Source organism: Janthinobacterium darwini (assembly GCF_051380905.1).
Taxonomy (GTDB): domain Bacteria; phylum Pseudomonadota; class Gammaproteobacteria; order Burkholderiales; family Burkholderiaceae_D; genus Janthinobacterium.
In genome coordinates, this window is record NZ_JBNYXX010000002.1 from 15171 (window position 1) to 39993 (window position 24823).

A 24823-nucleotide genomic window follows, 5' to 3' on the forward strand; every position below is an offset into this window, starting at 1 on the left:
CTTTCCTTTCAGGACAGGCGCGCGGCGCCGAAGCGCAGCACGCCCGCCAGCAGCGCATCGATATCCTCGGTGCGCGTACGGTGATTGACGATGGCGGCGCGGATGGCCAGCTGCCCGCCGATGGTGGTAGTCGATGGCGCCGCAATGCCAGACTCGTGCAAGTCGGCGACGATCTCGCCATTGAAGGCATCGCTGTCACCATCGGCGACGCCACGGTGGCGGAAGCAGACGATGTTCAGGGTCACGGGCGCCAGCAATTCCAGCTCCGGTGTGGCCGCTATCTGCTCGGCCAGGTAGCGCGCCAGCACACAGGTGTGCGCGATGGCAGCGCCCATGCGTTCGGCGCCGTGTACCTTGAAAGTGAACCAGGTTTTCAGCGCACGGAAGCCACGCGACAGGTCGGGGCCGAAATCGCAGGGCCAGGGCGAGCCACCCGCCAGCCCACGCGTTTCGCGCCGCAGATAGGCCGCCGGAGCGGCAAACGCCGCCATATGCCGCGTGCCGTCACGCACCAGCAAAAAGCCCGCGTCATACGGCACTTGCCCCCACTTGTGAAAATCAAACGCCAGCGAGTCTGCCAGTTCAATGCCAGCCAGCAGGGGCGCTACCTGAGGCGAAAGCATGCCCAGTGCCCCATAGGCGCCATCGACGTGGAACCACAGCTGTTCGTGCCTGGCCAATGCCGCCAGCGCCGATAAATCGTCGATGGCGCCCGTGTCCACGGTGCCGGCCGTGCCAGCGATAAAGAAGGGACGCAGGCCCGCCGCGCGGTCACGCGCGATGGTCTGCGCCAGGGCGGCGACGTCGATCTGCTGCCGCTCGTTGACGGCAATGCGGCGCAAGGCAGCCGTGCCCAGCCCGGACAGGTCCATCGCCTGCGCGATGCAGCCATGCGCGGCGGCCGAGGTGTACGCCACCAGCGGCGCGCCCTGCAAGCCATGCTGGCGGGCCTCCATGCCCAGCGCCTGCGTGCGCGCCACCAGCACGCCCATCAAGTTGGCCATCGAGGTACCCGTGACGAACACGCCGCTGGCCGACTCGGGAAAGCCGAACAGTTCGGCCATCCAGCGGGTAATCTGGCGCTCCACTTCCACCGGCATCTGGTTACGCCCGCCTACATTCGCATTCAGGCCGGCCGCCAGCATCTCGGCCAGCATGCCCACGGGCGTGCCGCCGCCATGCACCCAGCCCATGAAACCGGGATGCACATTGCCTACGGCGTAGGGCAGCACATCCTGCATGAAACTGGCGTGGGCCTCACCGAGCTCGCCCGGTGCGCGCGGCAACGGTTGCGCGAATGCCGCGCGGGCGCTGTCCGGCGCCGCCTGCCAAACAGGCCGCTGGCGAATTCGCTGTGCGTAGTCGAGCATGTCGTCGAGCATGCGATGGCTTTGCGCGCGAAACGCATCCCAGTCGTGCGGATCGAGGGAATCGGGGTCGGGTGGCAGCATGATAGCGTCGAATGGGGAGATCGCCGATTATCGCACCGGCGCACCCGCCCGGGGCGTCAATTTGCGCCGTTTTACGCCGGCAGCCGCCCCAGCGCCGCCTGGAAGGCGTGCGCCAGCACCCACTTCAGCCGGCCCTGCGCATCGGTGATCTGCATGTGCGCCAGCCAGGCCTCGAATTCGGGTGCGGGACGCAAGCCCAGCACGCGGCGCGCATACAGGGCATCGTGGAACGAGGTGCTCTGGTAGCCAAGCATGATGTCGTCCGCGCCCGGCACGCCCATGACAAAATTGCAGCCGGCCACGCCCAGCATGGTCAGCAAGGCATCCATGTCATCCTGGTCCGCTTCCGCGTGGTTGGTGTAGCACACGTCGCAGCCCATGGGCAGCCCCAGCAGCTTGGCGCAGAAATGGTCTTCCAGCCCCGCACGCATGATCTGCTTGCCGTCATACAGATATTCGGGGCCGATGAAACCCACCACAGAATTGACCAGCAGCGGCTGATACGCGCGCGCCACAGCATACGCGCGCGCCTCGCACGTTTGCTGGTCCATGCCGTGGTGGGCCCCGGCCGACAGGGCACTGCCCTGCCCCGTCTCGAAATACATGACATTGTTGCCCACCGTGCCGCGTCCCAGCGACAGGGCCGCCGCCTGCCCCTCGGCCAGCAGCGCCAGGTCGATGCCGAAGCTGCGGTTGGCCGCCTGCGTGCCCGCCACCGACTGAAACACCAGGTCGACGGGTGCGCCGCGGCGTATCGCCTCGAGGGTGTTGGTGATGTGCGTGAGCACGCAGGACTGGGTGGGTATTTGATACTGGTCGATGACGGCGTCGAGCAAGTGCAGCAGCGAGACCACCTGCGCCACATTATCTGTGGCGGGATTGATGCCGATCACGGCGTCGCCGCTGCCCAGCTGCAGGCCATCGAGGATGGAGGCGGCAATGCCCGTGGCGTCGTCCGTCGGGTGGTTCGGCTGCAGCCGCGTGGACAAGCGGTTTTCCAGGCCCAGCGTATTGCGAAAGGCCGTGACGACCTGGCACTTGCGGGCCACCAGTACCAGGTCCTGCAAGCGCATGAGTTTCGAGACGGCCGCCGCCATTTCCGGCGTGATGCCGGCGGCGATCCGGGACAGTAGCGCCGTATCCGTCGCGTCATCGAGCAGCCAGTCGCGAAAGTCGCCCACGCAAAGGTGAGAAATCGGCGCAAAGGCGGCGCGCGCATGCGAGTCGATGATCAGGCGCGTGACTTCATCATCTTCATACGGCACCAGCACCTCGTTGAGGAACAGCGATAACGGCACCTCCGCCAGCGCCAGTTGCGCCGCCACCCGCTCCCGCGCGCTCGATGCCGCCACGCCGGCAAGCACATCGCCCGAACGGGGCGGCGTGGCCTTTGCCAGCAGCTCCTTCAGGCTGGCGAACGCATAGGTATGCTTGTCTATCGTATGACTGAAGCGGGGCATGGTTCGGTTCCTCCATGCCCCATTCTACGCCAGGCTACAGGCTGCGCAGCGCCCCTTCCAGCTGTGGATAGCGGAAGACAAAGCCGTCGGCCAGCAAACGGCGCGGTGCGACCCTTTGACCTTCCACCAGCAAGTCGGCCTGCTCGCCCAGCAAGGCGCGCATGGCGAAGGCCGGCGTGGGCATGAAGCTGGGCCGGTGCAGTACCGCGCCCGCCACCTGGGCGAAGCGGCGCTGCTCGATGGCTTCCGGCGCGCAGAAGTTGTACGCGCCGCTCACCGCGCCTTGTTCGCTGCGGCGCGCCAGGTAAGCGACACCGCGGATCACGTCGCGCACATGCACCCACGATACCCATTGCTTGCCGCTGCCGAGCGGGCCACCCACGCCGAAGCGGATCGGCAAGAGCATCTGCGGCAGCGAACCCTGGTGGCCGAAGACGAGGCCAAAGCGCATGCAGCCCAACTGCACGCCAAATTTCTCCGCCTGGCGCGCGGCCGCTTCCCATTCCTGGCACAGCTGCGACATGAAGATGGCTTGCGGCGCGCTCTCCTCCGTCAATTCCGTCGCGTCGCCCTGCGGCTGCACGCCGTAGTAACCGATGGCCGACGCGGACAGCAGCACCCTCGGCTTGTGCTGCGCGCGGGCGATCCACGCCACCAGGTCCTGCGTCAGCACCACACGGCTGCGGCGCAGGGCCGCCTTGCGCGCGTCCGTCCAACGCTTCCCGACGATGCGCGCGCCGGCCAGGTTGACCACCATATCGATGCGCTGCGCGTCCGATAATTCGTTCAGCGACTGGATGCAGCGCAGCTTGCCGTCGAAGGTCCACGCGGCCTGCTTCGGCTGGCGTGTCAGCACCGTCACCGCGTGGCCGTCGGCCAGCAGGGCGCTGACCAACTGCTGGCCGATGAAACCCGTGGCGCCCGTCACCAGCACGGACTGTGGCGCGGCGGCAAAGCTCAGGTGTTCCTCTTGCTCTGCCGTCTCCTGTACCTTGCGCCGGCCCAACTGCCACACGGCATACGCGTCGCGCAGGCCGGACAGGCCCACGCCCACGCCACACAGGGCCAGGAAGACGCTGAGCCAGCCATAAGGCTGCCACACGAGGGCCGTCGGCAGGCTCGCCCACTGGCTGCTGTTCAGGGCCAGCAGGGCGATGAAGGCGCCCGCGTTGATCGCCAGCACCGTGTGCGTGACCCGCTCCGTGGCGGGCAAGAGGCGGGTCTGGTCTTCCACGACGAAGTCCCACAGGGTCAGCACGATTTCCACGCCAAACACGATCACCAGTACCCAGGCCCAGGCGCCATGCCATTCCCAGGCGGCCAGGCCGACGAACAGCAGGCTGTAGATCAGCGCACGCGTGGCATGGATGGTCAATTCCAGGCGCGCCGAGGCCTTTTGCGGCAGCGCTTCCGTGATTTCATGGTGATAGATGGTGTCGAAGGCGCCCAGGCAGCCTTGCGCCGCCATCAGTTGCAGGGCCAGCAGATGCGTATTCATGGTGTGTCCTTGTGAAGGGTGGGCGCCGCGCTTTCGCGGAACACGCCGACCTGGGTGAAGGTGGTGCCGAACAGGGCATGGCGGATTTCGATGCGGATGTTGAACTGCTGCGGCGTGTCGTTGCGGTGGCAGAGATAGGTCCTGCCTGGCGTGAGCACCCCGGGAAGTGGCATCCGCCAGCCGAAAAGATCGAGAAAATAACCATCGCTGGTGAAGTGCAGGTTGCCTTCTTCGACATGCAGCACCAGCTTCATGCCCAGCCCCATACCCACGTATTCGAGCACTTCGCCCTGTGCGCTTTCCGCCATGTAGGACGTGAAGCGGATGGGCGCGCGCCCGTGCAGACGGTAGGTGCGCTGCTTGAAGATGAAGGGGCAGCCGGGACGTGAATAGACTTCGATATCGACGGGGAAGTCGTGGTCGTCGTACGGAATCAGCGCGCCATCGATGAAGGGACGCGTCAGCCATCCCAGCACCTTGCCCAGGCGCGAACTGGTGAGTTCACTGAGTTCGCCCTGGTAATACAGGGGCTGGCCCGGCGCTGGATTTTTCTCGAAGCGGCGGCGGATGTCCGGATGCAGGGAGAGCCACTGCTCGCCCATCACCTTCCTGAACAGTTCTCCTTCGGAAGGCCCGTTCATGACTTGCCCGGCTTTTTCGATTTCGCCGGCTTGTCGTCCGGACTGAGGAACTTGGCCACCTTGCCGCCCATGGAGAGCATGCGCTGCAGGGTGGCCGGCGGCAGGTTTTTATAGTCGCTGTAAGTGCTGCTGAGCATTTCCAGGAAGGCCAGCACTTCGCCCATGCGTTCCAGGGTGGCCGGCGGAATGGCCGCATCGTGCTCGCCCTCGATCGCGCACTCGCGCAGCACCGTCAGGGTGGGATCGATCTCGCGCCGCTTGCGCTCCTCCATGATGACCCGGAAGATTTCCCACACATCCTGCAGGGCGACGAAATGGTCGCGCCGGTCTTTCAATACATGCGTGATGCGCACCAGGCCCCAGCTTTGCAATTCCTTCAGGCTGTTGCTGACATTCGAACGGGCCAAGTTCAGGCTGGCCGCGATGTCTTCCGCCGTCAGCGGTTCGTTGGCCAGGAACAGCAGCGCGTGGATTTGCGCCACCGTGCGGTTGACGCCCCAGCGGGTGCCCATTTCCCCCCAATGGAGAATGTACTTTTGCGTGGTGGGACTCAGTTCCATGATTTTCTCTTATTTCTGTCGTTACAGAAATGTAAGACGGAACGGAAACAGAGTCAAGCACGATTCGTCAAGACTTTGCGGGCGGCTGGCCCATGGCGCGCAGGAAGGCTTGCTGCGAGGCGTGCAGCTGGCCATAACCGAGTTCGCGGTAGACGAGGCCGTGGCGCGGCGCCAGTTCGGCCAGGATGCGCGCCAGCGCCGGGTAGTGGCGGTGATTCCAGGTGGGGAACAAATGATGCGTGAGGTGCAAATTCAAGCCGCCGAGCCAGTAGCCGAGCCAGCGCAGGCTGCGCGGTTGCGGCGTCCAGTCGCAGGCCGTGTAAAACGTGTGCTGGTACCAGTCGTGCGGCAGGATGCCGTCTGCGCCCGGCTGAAAAAACTCCACTTCGGCCCAGTGCGTACCGAGGATCAGCGCCACCAGAGCGCATGAGGCGATCATCTGGCCCACGAAATACGCGCCCAGCACGACGTCCCAGGCTATGCCGTGCTGCTGCAGCAGCCACATGGGCAGCGCCAGCACCAACGCCACATGGCCCAGCTTCCAGCCCAGGAACGACAGCCAGCCGCGCCAGCCCTGCAAGCGGCTGTGCGCGGCCACGGGTGTCTTGCCGAATCGGTCCAGCCAGTCGCCATACCAGTTCAAATAAGGCAGCGACAGGGCAGCCACCACTGGCCAGTACAGGTATTGATAGCGATATTGGGGCGACCAGCTTTGGTACGGCGTCTGGCGCAGGAATGGATTCGGTTCCGTGTCGAGGTCATAGCCTTCCACGTTGGCATAGGTGTGGTGGAAATGCACGTGGCGGATAGTCCAGAAATCCGTATCCACGCCCACGGGCAAGCTCACCAGCCGGATCAGGATGCGATTCAGGCGTCCCTGGCGGAAGACGGCGCTATGGGCAGCATCGTGCAGGGTATTCATGGCCAGCGCCATGGCCGTGACCAGGCAAGCCACATAGCTGCCGACGAAGCCCAAGGTGCTGTCAGCGCGCAGCGCCAGCACATACAACAATACCGTCAGCACGGCCAGGAAGACGGCTTTTGCGTGCATGCGCACATCGCCAAAACGGTGCTTTCCTTCGGCCGCCAGGTAGGCGTCGGCGCGCGCGCGCAGTTCGCGGCGGAAGGCGGAATCGCGTGCGGGCTGGAAGCGCAACGGGGGCAAGGGGGGCACAGGCGTCACGCGCGCGTCCCCGCCGCTGCCGGCCACCACAGGCGGCGCGCGCCGTCGAGTCCATGCGCCAGCAACGCTGCCAGGAATGCCGTGCCCCAAGCATCGCGGGCGCCATACCAGCCCAGATACAGGGCCGGCATGGCCAGGGCGATGGCCACCCAGGCGATGGCGCCCCAGCGGCGCGCATCTGACAGGCCACCCAGGGCCAGGGTGCCGGTGAAGATCAGCGCAAACAGGATCGCCTGCTGAGTGCCGGCCAGCGCCGCTTCATGGTTGACGTAATAGATCACCAGGCCAAACAGGATCACGCCACCAATGCCGATGAACAGCTCGGGCACGTGGAAGTTGCCGCGCGACTGCCAGTGGGGAAAGCGCGCGCGCAGCCATTTGAACAGCTTTCCGTTGCTGGCCAACAGGGGGTTGTGCGTGGGCGTCATGCCCTTCACGCCATAGCGCATTTCCACCCCCGCGAGTTCGGGCTGGAAGCTGCCGAACAGCCTGTCCCACAACAGCAGGGTACCGCCGAAATTACGGTTGATGTAGCGTTTATCGGTGCCGTGGTGTACGCGGTGGTGCGAAGGCGTAACCATAAATTTGTCGAGGATGCCAGACTTGTTCACCAGCGCATTATGGTTATAGAACTGCACCGTGTAATGCAAGGACGAGACCACGAGGAAGATTTCCAGCGGCACGCCAAGCACGGCCAGAATGGCGATGAAGGGGAAATTCGTCAGCGATGAATACCAGGAATTACGCACGCCCAGCGACAAGTTGAAATGCTCGCCCTGGTGGTGCACCACGTGCACGGCCCACAGCAAAGGGATTTTATGGTGCAGCCTGTGCATCCAGTAAAAGCACAGGTCCCAGGCAAAAAAGGCGAACACCCATTGCGCGGCCACGGGCCACTGGTCGACGATATGCAGGTTCACATGGCGCAGCAGCATGGCGAAGGCCGCCACTTCCACGCCACGGAATACCCACATCAGGATGTGGCCGGAATTGAGATTGAAAATGACGTCTTTCCACGGCACCGGCGTCTTGCGCACCCATTTCAGGATCAGCAGTTCGGCCAGCACGAAGGCCAGCATGACAAGGAAAGAGAGGGCAAAGGGATTCATCATGATGCGGATTTTATGGAAATGGCGCGGCGGGCAGTCAAGGATACCTGCATTTTCGCCAACATGCCGCCAGCGATGCCCACGGCCAGACCGGCGGCCAGGTCGATGCTCACGTGCCGGCGCAGCGCGATGATGGCGTAGCAGATCGCCAGGCCCAGCATCACGGCCAGCGCGGTGCGCACCAGGTGACGCCTGTCGCACAAGGCCCACACGCACAGCAGGGTCAGGGCGCCATGCAGCGACGGCAGGCAGTTTTGCGCGGAATCGGCCGCTTGCAGCAAGCGCAGCGCCTGCGTGCTCCAGGCACTGCCTTCACCCACGGGCGGATATGCGAGGGTGGTCGGATACAGCAGGAAGACCACGCCGCAGCTCAGGGCAGAAAGCGCCATTGCGCGCGCCAGCCAGCGCACACGCGCTGCATCGGCCACCAGGTAGGCGTAGGGGATCAGGATAAAGAAAGACAGGTACAGCCAGATGGCGGCATCCGTATAGGGAATGGCGCGGTCGATGGCCGTTTCGGGCAGCAGCACGCCCTGCCCTTGCAGCAAGTCGCTGGAAAAATACACAAGGCCGACACTGCCCCAGCCGGCCAGCAAATGCAGCAGGCGGCCGCGTGCAGTCATGGGAGAAGGATTCATGCTGTCGCAAGGCGCCGGATGCGGCGCCGTTTCATGGTGGGGTCAAAGGAAGGCAATTCGGCGCTCATCGTCCAGGCCAGGCCGTCGACGGCCACGCCCAGGCCGCGCAGCACCGTTGCCAGGTGCGCGCGCAGGGCGGCCAGGCCGGCATCGTCCAGGGCCGCGTGCAGCTGCAAGGCCGCTACATCCGACTGCACCAGACGGTAATCGGCGTCCGGCGGCAAGGCTTGCGCGAAGGCCCGCGTCAATACATCGGCAAACACGGCGACGGGTTCGCCGCCGCACGCGGAAGGCAGCAGCAGCATGTCGTCGCAGCGCCCTTCGATGCCGGCGATAGCGCGCGTGGCGCGGCCGCACGGGCATGGCGTGGCGCGCGCGAGCAGGATGTCATCCAGGCGGTAGCGCACGATGGGCTGCGTGATGCGCGTAAAGTCCGTAATCACGGGCACGAAGCGGCTTTGTTCCTCATCCAGCCATTGCGGCTCGACGTGCACATATTCCTCGTTCAGATGCAGCACGCCGTGCTCGCAGCTACTGGCAAGAAAACCCTCGGTGGCCTGGTAGATTTCATGCACGGCGCTAAACGCCTGCACGATCAGGGCGCGGTCCTGTGCTTCGAGCACTTCGGCAACCGAAATGACTTTTTTCGGTCCCAGCACCAGGCTGCCGTCGATGACGCGCAAGGCCAGCTGGCGCAGCACCTGGGCCGGTGCGACGATGACGGAAGGTTGATATTGCGCAAGCTGCGCGCACAGGCTGTCGAACGGTTCGAACAGGTCATAGAAGGCAAAGGTGAGCCACGGCGAACGCACGGCCGTGTACAAATTGCTGTTCGCGCGCAGGAACAGGGCCACCCGTTCGCCGGAAAACAGCCCGTCTGGCAGCGCCTTGGCCAGCATCACGCCCGCCCATTGGGCTTTTTCGCGGGGGCTGACGGTAAACACGGCGCGCCGCGAGGAGGTGCCCGACGACAGGCCTACGGTGATATCGCCCACGGCAGGCGTGAAGTCGCGGCTATGCTCGGCGGCCATGGCAGAAGCCATCGCCTGCGCTAAAGTGACGCCTTCCGTGTTCATGGCATCAAAGTGTTCGAGCATCAGCGCCTTGTTCATGCTTGGCCACTGCGCCAGGGGCAGCTTGCGGTACGGCGCAAAGTAGCTGCTGCGCGCGCACAGCGTGTCCATGAAACGCGCCAGTTGCTCCTCCTGGTAACTTTCCAGCTGCGTGCGGCTTGCGAAGCGCAAGCGGCGCGTGCGCCAGTACGACAGCAACAGCCAGAAAATACGCTTCACGGGCGGCCCGCCACAGGCAAATAGTCGAGCGTATCTTCATGCGTGATGCGTATCTGCGCATTGCCCGACTGGTGCAGCTGGTGCAAGCGGTTCAGGGTCGCGTAATACGGGGCGCGCTTGTGCTGGATGATGAACGACAGTTCGGACGGCCCGCGCAGCTGCTGAAAACTCTCCGGCACCCAGGCCGCGTCCGAGGCCAGCAAGGTCCAGCCGCCATCCTGCAGCACGAAGGCACCGATATGGCCGATGGCGTGGCCGGGCAGGTCGACGATGTAAATCTCGCCTGTGCCGCTGACATCGCGCCCGTGCGTAAACGGCAGCAAGGCGGCCGGCAAGGGCGTCTCCGGCACGCTTTCGACAAAAGCCAGGCGGTCGGCAATGTCGGACGGCAGCAGCTCGGGCACGAAGGCCTGGCGCACGGCGGCCACGCCGGACAGGCCGCGCACGGCGTCCCAGCCCGGTTTTGACGCCATCAGACGCGCGCCGGGAAAGTCGCGCAGGCCGGCGATATGGTCGGCGTGGAAGTGCGACAGCAGCAAGGTGTGGATGTCGCCGGGGGACACGCCATGCGCGCGCAACTGGCCCTGCAAGGACTCCTGCGCGTCAAACGAGATCGGCGTCACCCACGCATACATGCGGTACACGCCCTTCGCCGTGGCGGCGCGGAAGTGTTCGGCGTAACCGGTATCCCACAGGTACAGGCCCGCGCGCGTTTCGATCAGGTAGGCGCGCGAGGGGAAGCAGAGGCTGGCCAGCCCGCTGCCTTTCAAGACCATGCACGATGGGTGGGTGCAGTGGCCGACGCGAAACGCGGTAATGCTAGCCATTGCGTTCCTTGCCCACCTTGTGCGCCGCCGCTTCCTGGCGCATCCACTGCGCCGTCAGGGCGATGCCTTCCTGCAGGCTGACGATGGGACGGTAGCCGAGCACCTTGCGCGCCTTGGCGTTATCGAGCGTCATGTCGAAACTGAGCGCGCCGATGCTGTAGGGCGTGAGGGAAGGCTCGCGCCGCGTGAAACGCGAAGCGAACTGCATCAGGCGCGCAGCCAGCGCCAGCACGCGGTACGGCACGTTGACGATCTCGAACGGCTGCTGCAGATGCTCGCAGAACAGGCTGCGCAAAATGTCGCACAGGCGCGCCGGTTCGCCATTCGTGATGTTGAAGGCGGCGCCCGAAGCGATGGTCTTGTGCACGGTGGCCAGCCACATCGCGTGCACGACATTGTCGACATAGGTGACATCGATGGTGACCGCGCCGCCCCTGGGCAGCGGCAGCTTGCCGCCGCGCTCCTGCAGCACGCGTGCCAGGCGCGGGATCAGCACCTGGTCGTGCGGGCCGAAGATGGCGCGCGGGCGCAGGATCACGCAAGTCATGCCACGATGGCGGTCGACCGACTCCTGCACCAGCTTTTCCGCCATCGCCTTGGAGCGCGCATAGGCGTTGACGTAAGCTTCTGGGCGGAAGGTTTCCGCTACCTCGTAGCGGTTGCGGTAATCGAAATACATGGCCGGGGTGGAGATGTGCACGAAGCGCGCCACGTGCAGGCTGGCGGCCGCGCGCAGCAACTGGCCCGTGGCCGTGACGTTGGCGGCGATGAAGTCGCGCTCCGGGCCCCATGGCGAGGACAGCGCGGCGCAGTGCCAGACGGTGTCCATGCCGCGCACCAGTTCATCGACCTGGCGCGGCGATGCTTGCGCCAGATCAAGCGCGACGAATTGCGCGCCCATGCGTTCGAGTTCACGGCCGACAGCGGCGTTGCGGCCCGTGGCGCGCACTTCCACGCCCTGCGCCAGCAATGTACGCACGGCATTGCGTCCCAAGCCGCCCGTTGCTCCCGTGACCAGTATCCGCCTCATCGCACCGCCTTCACAGATCAAGAATCATGCCGCCGATGGTCAGGCCTGCGGCCGTGCCCATCATCAGCAAACGCTGGCCTGCGACGGCCCGCCCCGTCATCACCGCCTCGTGCAGGGCGGTGGGCAAGGACGCGGCCACCTGGTTGCCATGCGTTTCGAAGATCTTGATGATTTTAGCATCGGGAACGTCGAGGATGCGCGCCGCATGCGCGAGCCCCAGCGGGCTGGCCTGGTGCGGCACGACCACATCGACTTTCTCCAGGCCGGCGCCCGCTTCCTGCATGAGTTCCGCCAGGAAATCCGGCATCACCTTGACGGCCAGGCGGAACACGGCCTTGCCATCCATGCGGAACAGGTAATCGCCCGGTGCGCAGCCGTTGCGCGGGTTGCGCTCGGTGCCGCCGCCGCGGATTTCGCAGTAGCGCCGCCCTTCCGGATACGTGCCCATCTTGTAGGCGCGGATGCCGGCACTGCCGTCACCCCGCTCGACGATGACGGCGGCGGCGCCGTCGCCAAAGATCATCGACGCTTCCGGCTCGCTCCAGTCGACCCCGCGCGAGGCGAGGTCGGACGAGACGATGGCGATGCGCCGGTAGGCGCCACCGGCCAGCATGGACGCGGCCACGCGGAAAGCGGCCATGAAACTGAGGCAGCTGGCGTTGACATCGAAACTTTGCGTGCCTGGCGGCAATCCCGCGTGTTCTGCAACGAAACAGGCCGTGTTCGGCAAAGCCTGCTCAGGCACGCCGCAGGCGCAGATCAGCAGATCGATGTCGGACGGACGCAGGCTGGCGTTCTTCAGCGCGTCGAGCAGGGCGCCAGCGCCCAACTGGCTTTGCGATTCATCGGGCGCAGCGACAAAGCGCGACAGCACGCCGCTCTTGCGCAAGGTGTAGCCGGCCGGATGGCCCAATTTCAGGTCCAGGCTTGCGGAAGTAACGCTATGCGACGGCACGGCTTTGCCCGTCGCGATCAGGCGAACTGGAATCATGTTGGCCTTAACAAAATAAAGTAAATACGGTCTATGTATGGTCTATGAGCTAATCGCGTGCCAGCGGCGGCAAATCAACACCGCAGTTCTTGCAGAAATTGGCATCATCATCGAGCCCTTCTTTCAGGCACGTGGGGCAGGTACGCGTGGTCACCAGCTTGGAACTGCGCTGTACCGTCATTTCGGCACTGATAATGCCGGTAGGCACTGCCAGGATGCCCCAGCCGAGCAGCATCATCAGAGAAGCGATGGTGCGCCCGATGTCGGTGCGCGGCGTGATATCGCCGAAACCCACCGTGGTCATGGTGCTGATGGCCCAGTATATCGAGGTGGGAATACTGCTGTAACCGTTATCCGGCCCTTCCACGACATACATCACAGTACCCAACAGAAAGACCACCATCATGACAAAAGACAAGAAAATGAGGATCTTGCGGCGGCTGGCCAGCAAGGCCCGCCCCAGCACCGTGTATTCATGCACATAGGACGTGAGCTTGAGGATACGGAACATCCGCAGCAGGCGCAAAATACGCACGTCGATCAGCACGTGCGCACCTGGCAGCAGCAAGCCGATGTAAGTCGGCACGATGGCCAGCAAGTCGATAATGCCAAAAAAACTCTTGGCGTAGCGCACCGGATGCCGCAGGCACGACAGGCGGGCAAGGTATTCGATGGTAAATAAAATGGTGAAAAACCATTCCAGCGCCGTCAGCCAGGTGCCATAGCGCTCCGCCACGGAGGCGACACTGCTGAGCACGACCACCGTCACGCTGATCAGGATAGCGGCGATCAGCAGCAGGTCGAAGGCGCGGCCCGTGCGCGTTTCCGCCTCGAAAATGACGGTGTACACCTGCTCGCGCCAGCCCCGTTCGGGCTTGCCAAATTTTTGCTGCGTTTCCTGCGCCGCAATCTGCTGCGGCGTCAAGGGTGCCGCCCCGCTCTTCGTCGCGGCTTTCATGTGGGTAGTGTGCTCATATACTATTATTGTATAGATAATTGACAAAGCACGGCGACACGCACGTTTGCGCTACAGGTTTCACTACGACAGCACTACGACAGCTTCTTCGCCAGCAGCACGGCATTACGCCGGTCGCGCTCCGCTTGCACGATGTCCGTCGTGCGCGCTTCCGAGAGGCCTACCGTGTGCAGCACGGTGGCCGTCAGCTGCAGCGCCGATTCCAGTGCTTCGGGCACGACCAGGGTGGCGCCCGCCTGCATCAGGGCCACCGCATGCGCCTCGTCGCGCGCACGCGCATACACGGGCAGCTGTGGATATTCGCGGCGGATCGATTTCACGGCATGCAGGACGGACGCTGCATGGTCCATGGTCAGTACCACGGCGGCAGCCCGGTCGGCATTGACTTTTTGCAACAATTCCGCGCGCGACGCGTCGCCGAAATACACGGGGAAACCGCGCGGATGCAGGGTCGTCACCAGGCGCGCATCATTTTCTATCGCCACATAGGCGATATCCTGCTCCGTCAGCACCTTGGCCAGCAACTGCCCCACCCGGCCGAAACCGGCGATGATGACGGTGCTGCCCTGCGGCGGCAGCGCGCCGTGCGCAAGGTCGGCCAGTTGATGGTGATGGCGCTTTTCCCACCAGTTGCCGAAAGCGCGCGCCGCCTTGGCCAGCGCCGGCGTAGCAAACAGGCTCAGGCCCACCACCAGCATGACGAACTGCGCCACCTGCGGGCCGATCAACTTCGTGCCCAGCGCATACGCGACGACGATGAAGGCAAATTCGCCGCCCTGCCCCAGCAGCACGCCCGTTTCCACGGCGCGCCCCCAGTGAAAACCGCCGATGCGGAAAATCACGCTGATGACCAGGGTTTTCACCGCAAACAGGCTCAGCACGGCCAGCGGAATCAAGATCGGCGACTTGAGGATCTCGCGCACGTCGATCTGCATGCCCACCGACATGAAGAATAGGCCCATCAGCAAACCTTTAAAAGGCTCGATCGTCACTTCCACTTCGTGGCGAAATTCCGTTTCCGCCAGCAGCAAGCCCGCCAGCAAGGCGCCCAGCGCCATCGACAGGCCTGCCAGATACGTCAATCCCGCGATACCCAGGGTGCTGAGCAAGGTCAGGGCCATGAACACGTCAGGCTGGCGTTTTTTGACGAAAAACTGGAACAGCGGACGGATCACGCGGCGCCCCAGCAGATAGATCAGCAGGATGGCGCCCGCCGATTTCACGGCTGCAAAGCTGAGCAGATACGCCAGGTCGTCGCTGCGCCCGCTGGCAAACACGTCGATCAGGATGAACAGCGGCACCACCATCAAATCCTGGAACATCAGGATGGAAAAGCCCGCCTGGCCGCTTGGGGTCTGCAGGGAGCGCTGGTCGGTCAGCAACTGCATCACGACGGCCGTGGAGGACAGCGACAGCACCAGGCCCAGCACGATGGACGCTTCCAGCGACAGGCCGAAGTAATACGCGACGACGCCGATCAGGCAAGCGCTGACAGCCACCTGCCCCACGCCCGCGCCAAACACCCAGCGCCGCAGCGCCCACAGGCGTTCGGTCGACAGTTCCAGGCCGATCATGAACATCAAAAACATCACGCCCAGCTCAGCCAGGCCGCTGACCTGCTCGGCACGCACGAACGAAAAATACGTCAGCCACGTGAATTCACCGGCCCACAGACCGAAGCCGAACGGGCCGAACAGGGCGCCGACGGCCAGGAAGCCGAGCACCTGGTTGACCTTCAGGCGTTGCAATAGCGGAATAAAAATCCCGGCCAAGGCGAGAAACAGCAGGGTTTCTCGCAAATACGGTAAGGCGTGTTGCTCTTCCAAAATAGTCCTAACTTAATGACATCCATGCTGAATTAACAATTGTCGCATGCACGGCCACGGCGAAGTAAGTGCACACACGATATTTTTTGCCACAGGGCAACATCTACGCTATTCATACTCCTGCGCGGGTGGCGCCAGCATGTCGGCACGGGGACGGCCCCAGCCCGGCACGTAGGCGGGACAAGGCCGACCCCGGAACTGCTGCAGCTCCACGGTCGTAAAATTGGGCAGCATGCCGGGGTTGAAGCGCACGTCCGTCAGCTTGTCCGCATTCAAGCTGGGCATGCGGGCAAAGCGGAACCAGGCGTCGACATAGCAATTATCTTCCTGCAAGGCGCGCAAGGTCGCCAGGCTGCCCGCCGCCTGGGCCGACACGGCGATGCCGGGCGCCAGTTGCTGGCCCCGCTTGCCGGTTTCGGCCAGCCCGGCCGGGCACGCGGCGGGCGCCAGCGATTCGGGCAACAGGCTCAACGTGCCGCGCCGCAAGGTGTACACATCTGTTTTGCTGTCGAGCGAGACATAGATCCAGCACAGGGGATTGCTGGGGAATGCCGTCATGGCCACATCCCACACGCGCGTGCCGGGGTCCAGGCGCTGCACGGCCGCCTCGATGCGCGTACGGCCGAGGGCCGAGGCCACGCCCTGCGTGCCAATGAAGGTGGCGGCCAGTGCGAAGGCCAGCAGCAGCGCTCCCCGCCCCCGCTCGCCGGCCCGCCCTTGCAGCACGGCCAGCATCACGCCCAGCCCCAGCAGCACGGCCAGCGAGGCGGGTGCCAGATAGGTTTTATAGGTAAAGAAACACAGGGCTGCCGCCAAGGCCGCCAGCAGCACGCTTTTGACGATGCCGTAGCGCAAGGACATGATCACGGGCACGCCCAGCAGCACCCAGAACATGGGCTCGACAATGAAGACCATGTCGCCATACAGCCAGCGGCTGTCGAACGGGTAAAACGGGTGCAAGCCATAGGAATTAAGGAAATCCATGCCCATGTGCAGGCAGAATCCCAGCAGCAGACAGGCTGCCAGGCCCACGCGGGCGGGCACGCTGCTTTTCAGCAGGCGGCGCGCGCCGGGCCACAGCAGCCATAGCAGCGCCAGCAACAGCAGCGCCTGCGGCAAGGCCAGCAGCAAGGTATGCGTGTGGCCACGGTGGTGCAGCATGTAGCCGAAAGGACGCGGCAACAGCCTGGTCAGGACCAGGTCCAGGTCAGGCGCGTTGCTGGCAAACCAGGCCGTAAACAGAAACAGCGCGCGCCGGGTGCGCTGGGCGGGGGCTTGCGGCTCGGGCGGCAGGCTGCGGTGTACCAGTTCGCCGACCCCGAGGCCGATGAACGAATGCGTAATATTATCCATCGGGCAATTTTACAGGATGGGCCGACCCGACGCGCTCTTGGACTACTACTTGCGCTACAGCTTCTCCAGTTCCGGGCCGCGCATGCCCACCAGCAAGGCGCGGCCATCGGGCAGGACGCGGAACTCGCCATAGCGGGCCTTTTCCCAGCGCGCCGCCTCGCCTTCCTTGAAGAACCAGGCATCGCTGACCAGCACCCAGTTCCCATCCTTGGGCGTCAGCTCGAGCAGGAATTCGCCGGGCGCCAGCGCCTCCTTGGTGTACGGGCGCAGCAGTTCTGCCACGCCGCGTGCATCGCGCATGGCCACCACGAGGGGCCGCCCTGGCGCCCTGTCCACGCTGGCCAGGGTGCTGAGGACGCCGAGGTTGACGAAATTGAGCCGCATGTAGTCGCCCTGCATCAGCGAACGGGGATCGACGGGTTCCAGCGCCACGAAGATCGCTTCCCCCTTGGCGATCAGCTGCTCTTTCTGCCAGATGCCGATATTTGCCACCAACAGCACCAGCAGCAAGCCCGCCAGCACGCCCAGGCGCACGGCGCGGGTTTCGGTCAGCGCGGCCGCCTGCTTGCTTTCCACCAGATGCAATACCTTGCCGCGCGTGGCCAGCCACGACAGCGCGCACAACAGCGCGCCCGCCATGGCCAGCAGCGCCGCCTTGCTGGCCAGTGGCCAGGCCAGCTGGTAATAAAAGCTGCCAAGTATCCACGCCGCCGCCAGCCCGGCCGCCACGGCCACGCGCGAGCGCCCGCTCGTCAGGCAATACGCGAGGATCAGCAGCACGGGGCCCAGCGCCGGCATGAACCACGCCAGCACGATCAGCACCAGCGCCACACCAATGGCGGCCAACTGGCGCAACGCCGGCCAGCGCCAGCCTGTCCAGACGGCGGCCGCCGTGGCCAGCACGAACGAGACCCCGTTCAAGGCCTGCGCATACCAGGCAGCGCCCTGGTGCCGCGTCACTTCACGCGCCACGTCGCCGGCAATGCCACCGCCGCCCAAGGCACCGCCCAGCATGAAGGTCATGCCGGACCAGAAGACCAGGCCCAGCAAGATGGCCAATACCCACCCCGTCGACAGCGATTCCAGGAAGGCGGCGATGGGCGCGCCGCGGCCATCGTTGAAAGCCTGCTTCTGCAGCCAGTGCGCGCCCAGCCAGCATGCCAGTGCCAGCATCCAGGCCAGATACAGTTGCGTGGGGTCGTTCTCGAAAATCCAGTCGCGCCCACTATCGACGATGCCCAGCGCCAGCAAGCCGCAAGCGACCAGTCCCAGCAGTACGCGCAGCCAGTCGCGCGGCAGGGATGCCGCCACCACCAGGCATGCCAGGCACATCAATAGCGAGGCAATTTGCGTGGCATAGTCGCGGAACAGGGCGTAGCCCAGCAAGCCGCCGCCCACCAGCAGGCAGGGCACGGCCAGCTGTTCGACAAACAAGGCCACGCCGCGCATGCGGATCAGCAGCACGGACGCCACCAGCACGATGGCGGCCACGACATACGCGCCGGGACCGTGGCGCACCACGCTTTCCAGGCCCACGCCCAGCGCAATCATCAGGGGAATGGCGGCCAGCCAGGCGCCGAAGGCCGTCATCAGCACCAGCGGCCACGGCCTTGCATCCTGCACCGGCCGGCTAGTGCCGGGCGGCAGCACACCAGCGCGCGTGGCGTCATCGATCAGGGTGGCGAGCGCATCGGCCCGCTGACTGTTCAAATTGCTCATGCCGCCTCCTGGCGCGTGCGCCACAGTATTCCTTGCACGGTCAGCGCCAGCAGCACGGCCGCAAACAAGCCCAGCATCACCAGCCTGCCGACACCATCGCCATTCCCCCCATTAAGCAGCACGCGCGCCAGGCCGCCCACCAGCAAGGTGTTGACGCCCAGCGCGACGGCACTCAGGCCGAACACGTCAAAGTAGCGGCGCGTGGCCAGCAAGACGCCGGCGACGGCCAGCAAGCCCAGCCCGGCCCAGTACGGCGATTCGACATGGCTGCCGAACAGGGCGCTGACGGCCGTGCCCGTGATAAGGATCGTGGCGAGTACCAGGCCCAGGCGCAAGGCCCAGCTGCCCGCGCCCGTCCAGCGCGCCAGCAGGGGCGAGACAAAAGCACAGGCAAGCAGCACGGCCAGCCAGCCGCTGACGAAAATGGACAGATCGCTTGAATCGATGCGCCAGCTGTGGTGCGCGTGCGCCTGCATCCACAGGGCTGCAGCCGTGGCCAGCACCAGCATCCACGGCGTCCACAGCACGTCGCTGCGCGCCACCAGGCACAGGGGCAAGGCCAGCGCGGCCCACAGGGCGAACAGCTGCCACGGATCGGCGCCCGTCTGGTACGTCTGGCCGAAATACGCGAACAGGCCGCCAATGGCCAGCAAGGCCAGCAGCAGCAAGGGCACGCGCGCCTTGGGCATGGCAAACGCGCCCGCGCAGGTGGCGGCAAACACGCCTTGCAGCAGGGCAAAGCGGCCCATGCGGCCCAGGTCTTCCCAGTTGGCGGCGACCCAGCAGATCAGGCCCATGCCCAGCAGCGCGGCGCCCAGCACGGCCACGCCGCGCGGCAGCCAGTAGGCCAGGCGCGCAGGCTCGCGCTGGAAGCCGGCCACTTCCTGCAATTGCCGGGTTTGCTGGGCGTCGAGCGCGTTGTCCGAGGCGAGTTGGTACACGGCGAGGCGTAAATCCATCGTCTGCTTTCTTTGTCAGGAAATAGGGGGCGTCAGGTCAGCGCTCGACGCTCACGCCGCGCCAGAAGGCGACGTAGCCGGCAATTTGCCTGGCGGCGTCCTTGGGCTGGGGGTAGTACCAGGCCGCGTTGGCATTTGTCTGGCCATCGACAACGAGGTCGTAATAGCTGGCCGTGCCCTTCCATGGGCAGGTGGTCGTGTGGCTGCTGGGACGAAGGTACTCCTGCGTCACCGCCGCCAAAGGAAAATACACATTGTTTTCAACGACTTGCACCTGCGCATCGGTGGCTTGCGCGATGACGGCGCCATTCCAGCTGGCTGTTGGCATTTGACTATCCTCCCTTTGCGCCGAGTGTAGCGCAAAAAGTCCGCCATGGCGCGCGCCGTTGGCGCCCCGCTCAAGCGCCGGCGATGATCTGGCGCAAGGCTTGCTCAAACACTTCGGGCGGCTGGCCGCCGGAAATCAGGTGGCGCTCGTTGATGATGACGGCGGGCACCGAGTTGATGCCGTTCTGCTGGTAGAACTGCTCCTGTGCGCGCACCTCGTCCGCGTAGGCGCTTGAGGCCAGCACCTCGGCCGCTTTCACCGTATCCAAGCCCACCTCGCCCGCCACTTTCAGCAGCACCTCGTGCGAAGACGGGTTCTGGCCCTGCGTGAAGTACGCATCGAACAGCGCCATTTTGAATGCCTTCTGGCGCCCTTCCAGCGCGGCCCAATGCAGCAAGCGGTGCGCATCGAAAGTGTTATAGATGCGGCCGCGCTTGTCCATGGCAAAGGTAAAGCCCAGCTGCTCGCCGCGCGCGCGGATCGCTTCGCGCGACTGCGCCATCTGTTCCGGGGTGGAGCCGTATTTGCGTGCGATGTGTTCGCCGATATCCTCGCCTTCGGCCGGCATGTTGGCGTTCAACTCGAAGGGCTGGAAGTGGATGTCGGCCTGGACGGTATCGTGCAGCTTGTCCAAGGCTTGCTCCAGCGACTTCAAGCCGATCACGCACCAGGGGCAGGAAACGTCGGAAACGAAGTCGATACGGATGGGAGTGGGTGTGGCGGGAGTGGAACTCATGGTGGGCAGCCTTTGCGCGAGTCGGTGGCGGCCGCACCGCGCGGCGCCGCAAGCACAGCATATGCGTGCGGGCCGCGGGAAATCAAGCGCTTACTTCTTCATGGCGGACGCCTTGGCCGCATCCTTCTTGCCGCCGATCTTGCTTTCTTTGCCAGAGAGCAAGTTCGCGATGTTCTGGCTGTGGCGGTAAGCCAGCAGCACGCTCATGACGATCACGGCCAGCAAGATGGGATCGACCCCGAACAGCAAGCCATAGTAAAACGGCGCGAACAGGGCTGCCACCAGAGCTGCCAGCGACGAATAACGGAAGGCGTAGGCGATGATCAGCCAGGTCGCCAGAGTCGCCAGGCCCAGCCATGGATTGATACCGAGCAACACACCGAGGGCCGTGGCCACGCCCTTGCCACCGACGAAGCGGAAGAACACGGGCCACAAATGGCCGAGGAAGACGGCGATGGCCACCAGGGCCACGGCCGTGTCACCCACGCCCAGCGCGCTGGCAAAATGGTCGGCCAGGAACACGGCCAGCCAGCCCTTGGCGCCATCGCCCAGCAGGGTCATGATGGCGGCGCCCTTGTTGCCGCTGCGCAGCACGTTGGTGGCGCCCGGATTTTTCGAGCCATAGGTGCGCGGATCGGCAATGCCGTAGACCTTGCTCATCACCACGGCAAACGATATCGAGCCGAGCAAGTAAGCGGCCACTGTCATTGCCACGGTTGTGATTACTGGATTCATTTCTTCCCTTTATTATGTTTATTGCACCAGCATCGAGGCTGGCGCAGCAGAATATACACCATGCTCTATGCCCAGCAACAGGCTTTGGGCGATTTCCTTAATCCTGCAGCGCGCACTGCACCGGCTTGGCTTGCAACAAATCAAGCAGTACCTGCGGCGCCAGCGCGACGAGAAAACCGCGCCGCCCGCCATTGATATAGATACGCTCGAGCGCCAGGATGGATTGCTCCACATACACGGGCATGGCCTTCCGGGTGCCGAACGGCGACGTGCCGCCGATCAGGTAGCCGGAATGGCGCTGCGCCACCTCGGGTTTGCACGGCTCGACGGACTTGCAGCCGATGGCGCGCGCCAGGTTCTTGGTCGATACCTTGCAATCGCCATGCATGAGCACGATCATCGGCCGCGCCGCCTCGTCCTGCATCACCAGGGTCTTGATCACCGCGTGTTCCGGCACGCCCAGTTCGCGCGCCGAGACGCTGGTGCCGCCGTGCTCCTCGTAGGGATACGGGTGTTCTTCAAAGGAAACTTGATGCTTGCGCAGCAGCTGCGTCGCCTGCGTTTCGGAAATATGCTCTTTTTTAGCCATGCGTGATACGCTGATCGTTCAGTGAGGAGTACTAATTATGCAGCAAGAAATCCGCTTTGCCACATTCAATGTCTGCAACCTGGCCCCGGCCGGGGCGAAATTGTATGACAACCTGGAACCGTTGAGCCCGGCGCAATACGAGGCCAAGGCGGAGTGGACGGCGCGGCAGATCGACCTGCTCGACGCCGACGTGATCGGTTTCCAGGAAATTTTCTCGCAGGCGGCCCTGCGCGACGTGCTGTCGCGCACGCGCCACTACCGCGACGCCACGCTGGCCGGCTACGATGCGGTCGATACGGCAGGACGCATGCTGCCCACGGTGGCACTGGTGTCGCGACTGCCGCTGGCCGGCGCAGGTGTGGCCCATGCGAACTTTCCCGCCGGTATCAGCCTGCCCGCCGACTCCTATGCCACCGACGACAACGCCTGCCGCTTCGCCCGCGCGCCACTGCACGTGCAGGTGCTCTTGCCTGGAGGGCAACTCACCGATGTGGTGGTCGTGCACTTGAAATCGCGCCGGCCCGACTACCGCCATGGCGACAGCAACGATGCAGCCGCCTACGCGCTGGCCAACCTGCGCTCGCTGCAGCGGCGCGGCGCGGAAGCCGTGGCCCTGCGCGTGCTGGCAAGCGAACTGGGCCACAGCGGCCGTCCCCGCATCGTACTGGGCGACTTCAACGACATCGCCAATGCCGTCACCACGGCCATCGTCATGGGTGCCGGTGCACCCTGCGAATCGCATGGTGACATGCCTGAAATGCGCGCGCGCCTGTACGACGCCAACGCCATCCAGCTGCGCCAGGACGCCTTGCGCCACGTGGGCTACACGAATATCCACGATAGCGCCTATATGACGATCGACCACATTCTCGTGTCCGAACATTTCCACGCCAACTCGCCGCGCGCCATCGGCGTGGTGCAGGAAGTAAGCTGCCTGAACGACCATTTGCTGCTGGGCCTGCCGTACGCGTCCGACCATGGCCAGGTCTTGATGCGCGTCAAGCTGCTGGGAAACATTCATTGATGCAGGCACTAATGTAACAACGGCGCCAGCTGCTGCGCCGTTAAGTCGTCGATGGCCAGCCTGGCACCCACCGCGTCACTTCCCGTTCCAAACAGCCGGCTGGCAGACCCGACACGGCGAGCGCATTTTGTACACTGAGCAATAAATTATTGTGCAGGCATTGCGCCGTCGACAGATTCACGGCCTAGCGCCAGGCATGGCCCGCATCGTGCCAGGCGCGCGCGCCGGCAGGCTTCCTGCCACCCGGTTCGGCAAGTCGGTGAGGACATCGTGCGAGGCCAGGTGGCGCGCGTGCTCCCCGTTTTTCTTGCGCTCACTGAAATCGTTGAGTATGGCCAGGTCATTGCTCAATTGCCCCTGGCTGTCGCGGATGGCCGTCAGCGACAGCCAGGCCGGATAGCCCGGCATCCATGCCGCAGTGGTCTTTGGTCGCCGTTTTTTGCATTCCAGCCCCGATTTTGTGCAATCTGTCGCACGGCGATGGCGGCCGGAGCTGATTCTTCCTAAAGTGGCAACATGCGCATCGCCGTGAACGGCCGCAGCGGCAGGCGTGCTGCCTGCGGCCGCCACGGTGATGCGCTACCCGAATTCCCCCCGGCCAGCGACAGGCCGGGTCCGTACCGAGACCTGGCGCCGAGCCCCTGCGCCGCTCCTGAAAAAAATCTATGAAAAACGAGACCCTGCCCCCCGCCTCTCCCCTTGCCGCCACGCGCCGCCGGCGCTGGCGCACCCCCGTGCTGATCCTCGTCGTACTGGGCCTGGCCGGCGGCGGCTGGACGGTGATGCAGTCGAAGCAGCAGGCCGCCAAGGCTGCCGAATTGCAAGCGAGCAAAAAGAAGGAACAGGCCAAGACGCCCGTGCATGAACTGGCGCAGGGCGACGTAGCCGCCATCGATGCGCGCGCGCTGGCCATCAGCCTGCCTCTGTCCGGTTCGCTGGCGCCCGTGACCCAGGCCACCATCAAGGCCAAGGTTTCCGGCGTCATCGAGGAAACGACCTTGCAGGAAGGCCAGCCCGTGGCCAATGGGCAAATCCTCGTGCGCCTGGATGCGGCCGACCTGCGCGCCCGCCTGACGCAGCAGCAAGCCATGCTGGACGAAGCGCAGGCGCGCCTGTCCATGGCAGCCAAGAATGAAGCGAACAGCCAGGCGTTGCTGAAGCAAAAATACATTTCGCAGACGGCTTATGACACCACGCAAAACTCGGTCGACCTGGCGCGCGCCAACGTCAAGGCCGCCGCCGCCATGGTCGACATCGCCCGCATCGCGCTGGCCGACACGGTGATCCGCGCACCGATGGCCGGCATCGTCAGCAAACGCCACCTGCAGGCCGGCGAAAAAGTCTCGCCCGACATGCCCGTCTACACCATCGTCAACCTGGCGCAGCTGACCCTGGAAGCGCCCGTGCCCAGCGCGGAAATCCCCCGCATCAAACTGGGCCAGGACGTGCACTTCAAGGTCGACGGCTTCGGCGCGCGCGACTTTGCCGGCAAGGTCACGCGCATCAACCCCACCACCGAGAGCGGCTCGCGCGCCATGCTGGTCTACATCGCCGTCGACAATGGCGATGGCGCGCTGCGCGGCGGCATGTTCGCCAAGGGCAGCATCGTTACCGAACGATCAATCGTGGCGCCGCTGGTGCCCCTGACGGCCGTGCGCAATGAAAAGCAGGGCCACGTGGTGTATGCGCTGGTGAACAACAAGGTGGTCGCCCAGCCCGTCACGCTGGGACTGCGCAACGAGGATGAAGGCTATGCGGAAGTGACGTCCGGCCTGGTGCCGGGCGCGAAAGTCATCATCGCCAAACTCGATGGCGTCAAGCCGGGCCACAGCGTGACCTTCGCCGCGCCAGCCACCGCGCCCGCCGCGCCGGCAGCCGTGCTGGCACGGAAGGATTAA

At 64.6% G+C, this 24823-nt stretch carries 24 protein-coding genes; 2 read left to right on the plus strand and 22 right to left on the minus strand.

Translation table 11 applies throughout. From position 1 onward, the window contains the following. Window positions 1-8: 8 nt before the first annotated feature. The 21 genes from ACQ4WZ_RS15515 to ybaK all read right to left on the minus strand — a co-directional run bounded on the left by ACQ4WZ_RS15515 (window position 9) and on the right by ybaK (window position 21901). Complete coding sequence (locus tag ACQ4WZ_RS15515; RefSeq protein ID WP_436573911.1) at window positions 9-1451, minus strand: pyridoxal phosphate-dependent decarboxylase family protein; 1443 nt, start codon at window positions 1449-1451, stop codon at window positions 9-11. 71 nt (window positions 1452-1522) lie between these two features. Next, window positions 1523-2911 carry an ethanolamine ammonia-lyase subunit EutB gene (locus tag ACQ4WZ_RS15520; RefSeq protein WP_133989395.1) on the minus strand — a complete coding sequence of 463 codons (1389 nt, stop codon included), beginning with the start codon at window positions 2909-2911 and terminating at the stop codon, window positions 1523-1525. Window positions 2912-2945: 34 nt separating this feature from the next. Further along, window positions 2946-4409, minus strand: a complete 1464-nt coding sequence (locus tag ACQ4WZ_RS15525) for a TIGR01777 family oxidoreductase (protein ID WP_436573912.1) — start codon at window positions 4407-4409, stop codon at window positions 2946-2948. Next, window positions 4406-5050 (minus strand): DUF4166 domain-containing protein, encoded by a 645-nt coding sequence (locus tag ACQ4WZ_RS15530; RefSeq protein ID WP_436573913.1) that lies wholly within the window; start codon window positions 5048-5050, stop codon window positions 4406-4408. The genes ACQ4WZ_RS15525 and ACQ4WZ_RS15530 overlap by 4 nt, the downstream gene beginning before the upstream one ends. Further along, window positions 5047-5610: a GbsR/MarR family transcriptional regulator gene (locus ACQ4WZ_RS15535; RefSeq protein ID WP_436573914.1), complete on the minus strand. Its 564-nt coding sequence runs from the start codon at window positions 5608-5610 to the stop codon at window positions 5047-5049. Before ACQ4WZ_RS15535 ends, ACQ4WZ_RS15530 begins: the two co-directional genes overlap by 4 nt. Window positions 5611-5677: 67 nt before the next feature. Then, complete coding sequence (locus ACQ4WZ_RS15540; RefSeq protein WP_436573915.1) at window positions 5678-6793, minus strand: acyl-CoA desaturase; 1116 nt, start codon at window positions 6791-6793, stop codon at window positions 5678-5680. Then, window positions 6790-7905 (minus strand): sterol desaturase family protein, encoded by a 1116-nt coding sequence (locus ACQ4WZ_RS15545; protein ID WP_133989387.1) that lies wholly within the window; start codon window positions 7903-7905, stop codon window positions 6790-6792. The genes ACQ4WZ_RS15540 and ACQ4WZ_RS15545 overlap by 4 nt, the downstream gene beginning before the upstream one ends. Continuing rightward, window positions 7902-8540 (minus strand): phosphatase PAP2 family protein, encoded by a 639-nt coding sequence (locus ACQ4WZ_RS15550; protein WP_243857942.1) that lies wholly within the window; start codon window positions 8538-8540, stop codon window positions 7902-7904. The genes ACQ4WZ_RS15545 and ACQ4WZ_RS15550 overlap by 4 nt, the downstream gene beginning before the upstream one ends. Further along, on the minus strand, window positions 8537-9832 hold the full coding sequence (locus ACQ4WZ_RS15555; RefSeq protein WP_436573916.1) for a F390 synthetase-related protein: 1296 nt from the start codon (window positions 9830-9832) through the stop codon (window positions 8537-8539). The genes ACQ4WZ_RS15550 and ACQ4WZ_RS15555 overlap by 4 nt, the downstream gene beginning before the upstream one ends. Next, window positions 9829-10659 carry an MBL fold metallo-hydrolase gene (locus tag ACQ4WZ_RS15560; RefSeq protein WP_133989383.1) on the minus strand — a complete coding sequence of 277 codons (831 nt, stop codon included), beginning with the start codon at window positions 10657-10659 and terminating at the stop codon, window positions 9829-9831. Before ACQ4WZ_RS15560 ends, ACQ4WZ_RS15555 begins: the two co-directional genes overlap by 4 nt. Beyond that, window positions 10652-11689 (minus strand): NAD-dependent epimerase/dehydratase family protein, encoded by a 1038-nt coding sequence (locus ACQ4WZ_RS15565; protein WP_133989381.1) that lies wholly within the window; start codon window positions 11687-11689, stop codon window positions 10652-10654. Before ACQ4WZ_RS15565 ends, ACQ4WZ_RS15560 begins: the two co-directional genes overlap by 8 nt. A 10-nt stretch (window positions 11690-11699) precedes the next feature. Next, window positions 11700-12680, minus strand: coding sequence for a 3-oxoacyl-[acyl-carrier-protein] synthase III C-terminal domain-containing protein (locus ACQ4WZ_RS15570; RefSeq protein ID WP_101482680.1), 981 nt, complete (start codon window positions 12678-12680; stop codon window positions 11700-11702). A gap of 49 nt (window positions 12681-12729) precedes the next feature. After that, the gene (locus ACQ4WZ_RS15575; RefSeq protein ID WP_101482681.1) at window positions 12730-13638 is read right to left on the minus strand and encodes an ion transporter; all 909 of its coding nucleotides are present in this window, start codon (window positions 13636-13638) and stop codon (window positions 12730-12732) included. Window positions 13639-13730: 92 nt separating this feature from the next. Beyond that, complete coding sequence (locus ACQ4WZ_RS15580) at window positions 13731-15482, minus strand: cation:proton antiporter domain-containing protein (protein ID WP_101482682.1); 1752 nt, start codon at window positions 15480-15482, stop codon at window positions 13731-13733. 108 nt (window positions 15483-15590) lie between these two features. Next, the gene (locus tag ACQ4WZ_RS15585) at window positions 15591-16835 is read right to left on the minus strand and encodes a metal-dependent hydrolase (RefSeq protein ID WP_436573917.1); all 1245 of its coding nucleotides are present in this window, start codon (window positions 16833-16835) and stop codon (window positions 15591-15593) included. A 54-nt stretch (window positions 16836-16889) separates the two neighbouring features. Further along, window positions 16890-18554, minus strand: coding sequence for a GDYXXLXY domain-containing protein (locus ACQ4WZ_RS15590; RefSeq protein ID WP_436573918.1), 1665 nt, complete (start codon window positions 18552-18554; stop codon window positions 16890-16892). After that, window positions 18551-19513 carry a DUF2157 domain-containing protein gene (locus tag ACQ4WZ_RS15595; protein WP_133989373.1) on the minus strand — a complete coding sequence of 321 codons (963 nt, stop codon included), beginning with the start codon at window positions 19511-19513 and terminating at the stop codon, window positions 18551-18553. Before ACQ4WZ_RS15595 ends, ACQ4WZ_RS15590 begins: the two co-directional genes overlap by 4 nt. Window positions 19514-19550: 37 nt before the next feature. Next, window positions 19551-19841 carry a DUF427 domain-containing protein gene (locus tag ACQ4WZ_RS15600; RefSeq protein ID WP_101482686.1) on the minus strand — a complete coding sequence of 97 codons (291 nt, stop codon included), beginning with the start codon at window positions 19839-19841 and terminating at the stop codon, window positions 19551-19553. A gap of 70 nt (window positions 19842-19911) precedes the next feature. Beyond that, entirely contained in the window at window positions 19912-20577 is a 666-nt protein-coding gene (locus ACQ4WZ_RS15605) for a DsbA family oxidoreductase (RefSeq protein ID WP_101482687.1), read from the minus strand. Window positions 20578-20667: 90 nt separating this feature from the next. Further along, complete coding sequence (gene plsY, locus ACQ4WZ_RS15610; RefSeq protein ID WP_243857941.1) at window positions 20668-21312, minus strand: glycerol-3-phosphate 1-O-acyltransferase PlsY; 645 nt, start codon at window positions 21310-21312, stop codon at window positions 20668-20670. A 97-nt stretch (window positions 21313-21409) separates the two neighbouring features. Continuing rightward, window positions 21410-21901, minus strand: a complete 492-nt coding sequence (gene ybaK, locus ACQ4WZ_RS15615) for a Cys-tRNA(Pro) deacylase (RefSeq protein WP_436573919.1) — start codon at window positions 21899-21901, stop codon at window positions 21410-21412. A 37-nt stretch (window positions 21902-21938) separates the two neighbouring features. Between ybaK and ACQ4WZ_RS15620 the strand changes: the two genes are divergently transcribed. After that, entirely contained in the window at window positions 21939-22925 is a 987-nt protein-coding gene (locus ACQ4WZ_RS15620; protein WP_133989367.1) for an endonuclease/exonuclease/phosphatase family protein, read from the plus strand. Window positions 22926-23102: 177 nt separating this feature from the next. Here the strand turns inward: ACQ4WZ_RS15620 and ACQ4WZ_RS15625 are convergent, their stop codons facing one another. Beyond that, window positions 23103-23333, minus strand: a complete 231-nt coding sequence (locus ACQ4WZ_RS15625) for a hypothetical protein (protein WP_436573920.1) — start codon at window positions 23331-23333, stop codon at window positions 23103-23105. A 257-nt stretch (window positions 23334-23590) separates the two neighbouring features. Between ACQ4WZ_RS15625 and ACQ4WZ_RS15630 the strand changes: the two genes are divergently transcribed. Continuing rightward, window positions 23591-24823, plus strand: coding sequence for an efflux RND transporter periplasmic adaptor subunit (locus ACQ4WZ_RS15630; RefSeq protein ID WP_436573921.1), 1233 nt, complete (start codon window positions 23591-23593; stop codon window positions 24821-24823).

Bases quoted from the DNA above. Each gene is read 5' to 3' on its own strand.
- ACQ4WZ_RS15575 (WP_101482681.1), bottom strand. From the start codon at position 13,638: ATGAAAGCCGCGACGAAGAGCGGGGCGGCACCCTTGACGCCGCAGCAG.
- ACQ4WZ_RS15630 (WP_436573921.1), top strand. From the start codon at position 23,591: ATGAAAAACGAGACCCTGCCCCCCGCCTCTCCCCTTGCCGCCACGCGC.
- ACQ4WZ_RS15515 (WP_436573911.1), bottom strand. From the start codon at position 1,451: ATGCTGCCACCCGACCCCGATTCCCTCGATCCGCACGACTGGGATGCG.
- ACQ4WZ_RS15525 (WP_436573912.1), bottom strand. From the start codon at position 4,409: ATGAATACGCATCTGCTGGCCCTGCAACTGATGGCGGCGCAAGGCTGC.
- ACQ4WZ_RS15600 (WP_101482686.1), bottom strand. From the start codon at position 19,841: ATGCCAACAGCCAGCTGGAATGGCGCCGTCATCGCGCAAGCCACCGAT.
- ACQ4WZ_RS15565 (WP_133989381.1), bottom strand. From the start codon at position 11,689: ATGAGGCGGATACTGGTCACGGGAGCAACGGGCGGCTTGGGACGCAAT.
- ybaK (WP_436573919.1), bottom strand. From the start codon at position 21,901: ATGGCTAAAAAAGAGCATATTTCCGAAACGCAGGCGACGCAGCTGCTG.
- ACQ4WZ_RS15545 (WP_133989387.1), bottom strand. From the start codon at position 7,905: ATGATGAATCCCTTTGCCCTCTCTTTCCTTGTCATGCTGGCCTTCGTG.
- ACQ4WZ_RS15550 (WP_243857942.1), bottom strand. From the start codon at position 8,540: ATGAATCCTTCTCCCATGACTGCACGCGGCCGCCTGCTGCATTTGCTG.
- ACQ4WZ_RS15620 (WP_133989367.1), top strand. From the start codon at position 21,939: ATGCAGCAAGAAATCCGCTTTGCCACATTCAATGTCTGCAACCTGGCC.
- ACQ4WZ_RS15590 (WP_436573918.1), bottom strand. From the start codon at position 18,554: ATGAGCAATTTGAACAGTCAGCGGGCCGATGCGCTCGCCACCCTGATC.
- ACQ4WZ_RS15585 (WP_436573917.1), bottom strand. From the start codon at position 16,835: ATGGATAATATTACGCATTCGTTCATCGGCCTCGGGGTCGGCGAACTG.
- ACQ4WZ_RS15605 (WP_101482687.1), bottom strand. From the start codon at position 20,577: ATGAGTTCCACTCCCGCCACACCCACTCCCATCCGTATCGACTTCGTT.
- ACQ4WZ_RS15535 (WP_436573914.1), bottom strand. From the start codon at position 5,610: ATGGAACTGAGTCCCACCACGCAAAAGTACATTCTCCATTGGGGGGAA.
- ACQ4WZ_RS15570 (WP_101482680.1), bottom strand. From the start codon at position 12,680: ATGATTCCAGTTCGCCTGATCGCGACGGGCAAAGCCGTGCCGTCGCAT.
- ACQ4WZ_RS15595 (WP_133989373.1), bottom strand. From the start codon at position 19,513: ATGGATTTACGCCTCGCCGTGTACCAACTCGCCTCGGACAACGCGCTC.
- ACQ4WZ_RS15530 (WP_436573913.1), bottom strand. From the start codon at position 5,050: ATGAACGGGCCTTCCGAAGGAGAACTGTTCAGGAAGGTGATGGGCGAG.
- plsY (WP_243857941.1), bottom strand. From the start codon at position 21,312: ATGAATCCAGTAATCACAACCGTGGCAATGACAGTGGCCGCTTACTTG.
- ACQ4WZ_RS15520 (WP_133989395.1), bottom strand. From the start codon at position 2,911: ATGCCCCGCTTCAGTCATACGATAGACAAGCATACCTATGCGTTCGCC.
- ACQ4WZ_RS15560 (WP_133989383.1), bottom strand. From the start codon at position 10,659: ATGGCTAGCATTACCGCGTTTCGCGTCGGCCACTGCACCCACCCATCG.
- ACQ4WZ_RS15625 (WP_436573920.1), bottom strand. From the start codon at position 23,333: ATGCCGGGCTATCCGGCCTGGCTGTCGCTGACGGCCATCCGCGACAGC.